The sequence below is a fragment of the uncultured Gimesia sp. genome (assembly GCF_937910335.1).
Classification (GTDB): domain Bacteria; phylum Planctomycetota; class Planctomycetia; order Planctomycetales; family Planctomycetaceae; genus Gimesia.
In genome coordinates this window covers 1-6,596 of the sequence record NZ_CALEMX010000573.1, presented here as the reverse complement: position 1 = coordinate 6,596, position 6,596 = coordinate 1, and the positions used below count along the sequence as shown (strand labels likewise).

The 6,596-nt window shown below is 46.8% G+C and carries 6 protein-coding genes; 4 read left to right on the top strand and 2 right to left on the bottom strand.

What is annotated here, in order from left to right; translation table 11 throughout:
- The 4 genes from Q0668_RS23505 to Q0668_RS23490 form a co-directional block, all read left to right on the top strand.
- Positions 1 to 687 (top strand): DUF1588 domain-containing protein (locus tag Q0668_RS23505; protein WP_298868985.1); only part of this gene is annotated, 687 nt, incomplete at its 5' end.
- A 17-nt stretch (positions 688 to 704) separates the two neighbouring features.
- Complete coding sequence (locus Q0668_RS23500) at positions 705 to 2,039, top strand: DUF1552 domain-containing protein (protein WP_298868984.1); 1,335 nt, start codon at positions 705 to 707, stop codon at positions 2,037 to 2,039.
- A gap of 106 nt (positions 2,040 to 2,145) precedes the next feature.
- Complete coding sequence (locus tag Q0668_RS23495; protein WP_298868983.1) at positions 2,146 to 3,060, top strand: peptidyl-alpha-hydroxyglycine alpha-amidating lyase family protein; 915 nt, start codon at positions 2,146 to 2,148, stop codon at positions 3,058 to 3,060.
- Positions 3,061 to 3,132: 72 nt separating this feature from the next.
- Complete coding sequence (locus Q0668_RS23490; RefSeq protein ID WP_298868982.1) at positions 3,133 to 5,121, top strand: prolyl oligopeptidase family serine peptidase; 1,989 nt, start codon at positions 3,133 to 3,135, stop codon at positions 5,119 to 5,121.
- A 492-nt stretch (positions 5,122 to 5,613) separates the two neighbouring features.
- On the opposite strand, the gene Q0668_RS23485 is transcribed toward Q0668_RS23490, so the two are convergent.
- Together Q0668_RS23485 and Q0668_RS23480 are read right to left on the bottom strand one after the other, a co-directional pair.
- Positions 5,614 to 5,973, bottom strand: coding sequence for a hypothetical protein (locus Q0668_RS23485; protein WP_298868981.1), 360 nt, complete (start codon positions 5,971 to 5,973; stop codon positions 5,614 to 5,616).
- A 176-nt stretch (positions 5,974 to 6,149) separates the two neighbouring features.
- A partial coding sequence (locus tag Q0668_RS23480; protein WP_298868980.1) for a hypothetical protein occupies positions 6,150 to 6,596 on the bottom strand: 447 nt, incomplete at its 5' end.

Genomic DNA, 6,596 nt, shown 5'->3' with positions numbered 1-6,596 from the left:
TGGCGCAAATTACGTGCCAAAGCGAGGGAAGTCATCTGGGAAATGCGGGATAAAGGTAATGGAGGGTTCGTTAAAGTAAAATTGCCCGAGCAAAGCCCCTTTGGCGGTGTTCTCACTCAAGCAAGAATCATGAAAATGAATTCTGATGGTTCTGACTCGCATCCAATTCGAAGGGGCGTATGGGTTATGGACAGAATCCTCTTTGATCCACCCCCGCCTCCCCCTAAACTGTCTCCTTTGAAAGAAGTGGGTCTAATCAAAGCGAAGACACTGAGAGAACGCATCGCTGAACATGCGAAATCGAGTTCCTCATGCATGAATTGTCATCGAAGAATTGATCCTTTAGGCTTATCATTCGAGAACTTTAATGCGGTGGGAGGTTGGCGTGACAGCATTCAGATCGATAATAAGACAGAAAAAGTGAATGTTAAATTTACCCTTGAGGATGGCAACAAAATTGATGGCATTCGTGGACTGAAAACATACATCCTTGAACATAGGGTCGATTCCTTTTCTCGAGGGTTAGTTGAGAGTACTATGAAATATGCTTTAGGTCGAAATCTGGATCTGTTGGATGACGATTCCGTTGAAAAGGTGCATCGCGTTTTTGTTCAATCGAATTACGATTTTAAAAAGTTATTAAAAGCAGTTGCAACATCAGCATCATTTAAAGGCGATCTCAAATAACCCAACGGGAGTCTCGTATGAAAATAATAAGTCGAAAAGCCTTTTTAGTTGGTTCAGGTGCATCAATAGCGCTTCCCTTTTTTGCATCTTTAGAGAAGCTCTATGCAGCAAAAAACAAATTGTCCCAAAAACCAAAACGCTTTTGCTCAATATTTTTCCCTTTCGGTGTTTCGCTCCCACCTAAGAGTAAAGATCCCAAAAATATAGATTACGAAAAATACCATTGGTTTCCTGATGGAGACGGCGGCAAAGATTATCGATTGAGTAAAACCCTCGCTCCCTTAGAGAGTTTCAAAAAAGATATCACCGTCTTGTCTGGATTATCACACCCTTATTATCGAGTGATTGGAAGCGGCCATCGAAATGGAGGTCTTGTTCTAAACGGGGCAAATATTGTTAAGGGGGCTCCTAATTCGATTAGCTTGGATCAGTTGATTTCCTCTAAGATGGAAGGGGCAACGCGATTTCCGTCACTAACGCTGTCCTCCGGTGGCGGAGTCGGAGTTCCTCTTGTGGCGCAAACGATATCCGTTGATCGCTATGGAAAATTCATTCCAGCGCTATCGGAACCGAGACGGATTTTTAATCATCTTTTTGCAGTCAATAAAGGCGGCCCCAGAGCACTTCAACAAAAGAGAAGTGTTTTGGATCGCACGATGGAAAGTGCAAACGCACTGATTCTCAAACTGAATCCAGAAGACCAAAGGGCCTTTGATGATTATCGTCAATCCATTAGAGAATTAGAAACTGATCTGGATCGTGCTGAAGAATGGGCAGGTATTCCAAGACCTGGAGTCGATCCCGCGGCCATCAATCTGGAAGGTTTTAAGAAACAGGGAGCACAAAGCTACTTGGACTCCATGTTTGAACTGATCTATCTTGCTCTCAAAACAGATTCTACACGGGTCATCACTTATCAGATCGCCTGTGAGGGAACGTGCATCGGGGATTCGTTTCCAAGTTTACTCGGTCTGCCTACCCATCACAATTTGAGCCACGGAACAAGGTCGGAAGGGGGATATGAAAGGTGGGCCAAGTATGATCGCTTCCTGGTACAGCAGTTTCAGAAATTTCTTGTGAAATTAAAAAATACTCCTGATGAAGATGGATCTCTATTCGATAATACGATCAACCTTTTCGGGTCGGGTACCAGTTTGACTCATGTCCACAAAAATTATCCTTTAATTCTTGCCGGTGGTAAAAATTTAGGCCTCAAACATGGACAATATCTTAAATACAAAACGGAGCTGCCCATGAATAATTTACTCTTAAGCCTTGCACACTGTTATGGGATCGATCGTGAATCATTTGGTGACAGCAGCGGAGAACTCTCAGAAATTACGAAAGCATGATATCTAAATAGCGAGAGGTATAGTGTAAACAAGCCTGTTCAGAGACAGCAGCCCCGAGATCGCCCAGTCACAACGTTTTGCGAGTATTCCCACAGGAAAGAAGCATATGAATCTGCACCGTACTCATCTGGTAGTTGTAATCACGATCACAAGTTTGCTGCTTGCGGCTGAGGTTTCCCATGCAGGTGACGCCATCGACTTTGAACCTGCCGAGAATTTAATCAAACTACCGGAAGGTCTGGTCCTCGGCCCATGTTCAGCCGTTGATTTTGACAGCAAAGGCCAGATGTATCTGTTCCATCGGGGCAAGCAACCGATTCTCTGTTTTGACCGTAACGGTAAGTTCATCCGCTCGTGGGGTGACAATTTAATCGGCAAAGCACACGGCCTGCGAGTCGATCGTCTGGATCATATCTGGGTCACCGACATCGGCAATCACATGGTATTCAAATTTAGTCCACAGGGTAAATTGCTGCTTGCCCTGGGACAATCGGGTAAGCCTGGTACCGACAATGACCAATTCAATCAGCCGACCGATGTTGCCTTTGGACCTCAGGGAGAAATTTACGTTGCGGATGGATACGGCAACAGTCGAGTGATGAAGTTTGCAGCCAACGGTAGATTTTTAAACAAATGGGGGCAGCCGGGAAAAGGGCGGGGCGAATTTGATCTGCCGCATTCGATTGTCATTGATGCCAAAGGGCGTGTGCTTGTAGGCGACCGGGAGAATGACTGCGTGCAGATTTTCGACACGGAAGGAAAATTGTTAGAAGTCTGGCCCGGCTTCGCACCCTATGGAATGGAATTCGATGCAAAGGGAACACTCTTCGTGGCGGACGGTCGTGCGAACAAGGTTTTACAACTCAATTCTTCGGGCAAAGTCATCAATTCATGGGGACGTAAAGGTGCCGGGCCGGGTGAATTCAATTTACCGCACATGCTGGCAGCCGATTCCGACGGTAATCTTTACATCGCTGAAATCGGCGGACGACGGTTCCAAAAGCTGAAACGCAAAAAGTAATTTCAGTTGAATCACCGGCCAGGTTCAACATCTGAATGTGGAAACATATTTCGCAAATGATCGGAGACTGTTATGGCGCGGCAATGCCGTTTTTTGAGTATTCTTCTGACACTTTTATTTTGCACGTGTCCGGGTGCGCTGAGTCTCGGCCAGAACCCTCAGCCACTGACGACCGAACAACGCCAGACCTTCGATCAGGGATTGCGGACGCTGCAAGAATCGCTGGAGACAATACGTGATCAATCGCCGAGCGAGATTGCGGATGCCTCTATTTTCGCTAAGGGTTTGAAATGGGCGCTGCAGTACGACCAAAAGTTTTCGCCGCGAGATGTCACTTTAATGAAAAAGGCAATGGAACGCGGGAAACAGCGCATCGAAGCTCTCAATACCAACAAAAAACCATGGCGTACGCGTAAGGGTAAGCTGGCGTTAGGCTACGTTTCTGTGGTGGACAATTCGGTGCAGCCCTATGGCATCATTGTGCCTGAAAACTACGATCCCTCACAGCCTGTTCGGCTCGACGTGGTGTTACACGGTAGCAGTCGTCCCGTCGGCCTCAGTGAATTACGGTTCATCGCTCGGTTCGATAAAGGCGACGAGAAACAGTCCTCCGTTCCTGATAAACCCTACATCGAGCTGCATCCGCTGGGCCGTGTGGAGAACTGTTACCGCTGGGCCGGAGAGACAGATGTGTTCGAGGCTATTGAGGATGTCTGTCGTCGCTATAACATCGATCGTCGCCGGATTGTCCTGCGTGGCATGTCGATGGGTGCTTCCGGCACATGGCACCTTGGTTTAAAACACCCAGACCGTTTTGTGGCGCTCGGTCCGTACTGCGGCTACGTCGATACGCATCATTTTTCTAAAACGCCGCTGAAGAACTTCGTAAAAGTGGGGCCGCTGCCACCGCATCAGGAACTGGGGCTGCATATGCTCGATTCCATCGACTACGCCGCCAACGCTGGAGTCGTTCCGGCCATCGCCTGCATCGGCGAAAAAGATGTCTTTTTCCAGGCACATGTGCTGATGGGAAAAGCCATGCAGCAGGAAGGTCTCTCGATGGTCAACCTCATCTCGCCGGGTACGGGTCATGTTATTGATCCGGTCACTCACGCCGAGCAGATGCGGCGAATTGGTTTACACGTCGCAACGGGGCTTAACAGGCAACCTCAACAACTGCGTTTCGTCACCTGGACTCTGAAATACAATCGCTGCCATTGGCTGGAAATTCTTGGTTTAGAGAAACACTACGCGAAGGCCATTATTTCTGCGCAATTACACGATGATCGGATCGAAATCACTGAACCGCAAAACATCACACGCTTTGCGATCCAGACAGCACATCTGCCGAAAACACCGAAGACATTACGAATCGGCACCACGGAAATTTCACTGTTGCCGGCAATCACCGCTCAATCGAAGAAAATTGTGGTCGAACGTCGAGGCAACACCTGGTCGATTGCCGACAATACGCCGAGTACAGGCAAACGCCCCGGCCTGCAGGGGCCGATTGACGATGCGTTTTCGTCACCCTTTCTTTGTGTACGCGGTACGGGGAAACCATGGAACACTGACGTGAATGCTTATGCCACAGCCAGCTTGAAGCGATTCGCCGACGAGTGGCATCACTACTTTCGCGGCGAACTCCCCATCAAAGACGACATTGATGTGACGGAAGAAGATTTGCGAACCCGAAACCTGATCCTCTTCGGCGATCCAGGAAGTAACAGTTATATCGCGAAAGTCTTGCCCCATCTTCCTCTGAAATGGTCAAAGAAAATGCTCCAGTTTGGCAAGCGAGATTACCCCGCGGGAAATCACGTTCCGGCATTGATCGTGCCGAACCCGCTCTCTGGTGCGAATGGTCGATACGTGGTTCTCAACAGCGGCCACACTTTTCGAGAAGCGGACTTGGCAAAGCTCAATTACCTGCTCTTCCCTCGTTGGGGCGACTGGGCGGTGCTGCAACTCGACCCGTCACATTCAGAATCAAAACCACTCAAAGAGAACGTGCTCCGAGCCGGTTATTTCAATGAACAATGGAAATGGTACGAAGAGTAAGATTATAACTTGTGAGCTCGTTGTTGTTTTACTGCTCATCAGGAACACAACGGCAATGAGTTTCAGAAGCCTGACCGCCATTAATATCACAATGAACAAAGTGTGAGAGTAATCAGGTCTGGTGAGGACATCACTGTATACGTTGTTTCATAAAACGGCCGATATTAAGGCACGTCCGAGAATTCAAATCAGGCTCCCAACGAGTTTCTGGGACGGCGGCTCGTCAACTTTCTACTTCGGTCTTTAACACCGACGCGAGTTGGAGACTCTGCTTCGACGCTGTAGTTTGTCCAACATCTGCGTGTTGGAGTTGACGCTAATTACATTCGGTGTTGTCGACCGGACGAGCATAACAACAAAGATCAGACGATTGGCGCGATTGATGTACCGTGTGAGAAACCGCCGACGCCAACTCGTCTGCGTCTTCTTGATCGTATTCTCATCTTTTGCTGTATCTGATACACGACATCAAAGCTCAGAACTCGCATTGCGTCAGCGGGTCTCGGTGTTGTCTTCGGGTACTATAGACTTATCAGAGAAATCCAAACTTTCTGCGAACAGAGAGTTGCGATCGCTTGGTTCCCAACCACGAGAGATCGCGCGACGAATTGCCGCAGCGACATGCGATGGCAAAATGGGATTTGCTGGTTCACCCCATAACTGGGCAAGCGTCGGGTGTTTTTGTGCCACGACTATCGCCAACGTAGACCCACTGCGATCTGCCAATTGGACTGTTACGGTGTACCCCGAATTTCCGTCGAAGGACCCGCTGCTTGGACGCCGAGGGACCCTCCATACGTAAGTGGCTTCGTCAACGATAATCCTGCGCGAGCCTTTTTTGGGTGCAGTCATCGACGTTTTCTCCACTAATCTATGACAATCTGATCGGCTGAGATTTTAGATGCTTGGAGCCATCCGCCGCTGAATCAATGCGAACTATTGATAGACAGAATCTGACTCGATCTAAATCTATCAGGATTCCTGTCTATTATCAACAGAATACACTTATTGTGTACTCTTAGTCGAAATTAATATCGTATCACCGATGATAAAAAACCAAAAAGACATGTAAATCCCAATGCTACAAATACACAAAATATGTACTGTTTTTCTAGTTGTTTCAGTAAAGGAAGAGACAATACGGTTGAGACCAAAAAGTAAATTCCAAAAATGAATCCATAACCTGAACCTTGCCCTCCATAGATAACAATAATAGAAAAGAACAATAGTGGAAAAAATGAATAGCAGATAAATGCAGAATATTTATTAATAAAACGTTTAGGATATTGTTCAAAAATAATATACAAAATCCATCCAGGTACTAAAAACATTGATGAAAAAAATCCAATAATGTATGGATCATCTCTAAGAAATGACATGTTAAAAATCAGAATAATAGTTAAAGTAATAACAAATGTTGTGAATCCAAAAATTGCTATGATTTTTTTGACTGTCTGATAAATGAAATTCATATT

Coding starts and splice junctions, on each gene's coding strand:
- Q0668_RS23500 (WP_298868984.1), top strand. CDS start 705: ATGAAAATAATAAGTCGAAAAGCCTTTTTAGTTGGTTCAGGTGCATCA.
- Q0668_RS23495 (WP_298868983.1), top strand. CDS start 2,146: ATGAATCTGCACCGTACTCATCTGGTAGTTGTAATCACGATCACAAGT.
- Q0668_RS23490 (WP_298868982.1), top strand. CDS start 3,133: ATGGCGCGGCAATGCCGTTTTTTGAGTATTCTTCTGACACTTTTATTT.
- Q0668_RS23485 (WP_298868981.1), bottom strand. CDS start 5,973: ATGACTGCACCCAAAAAAGGCTCGCGCAGGATTATCGTTGACGAAGCC.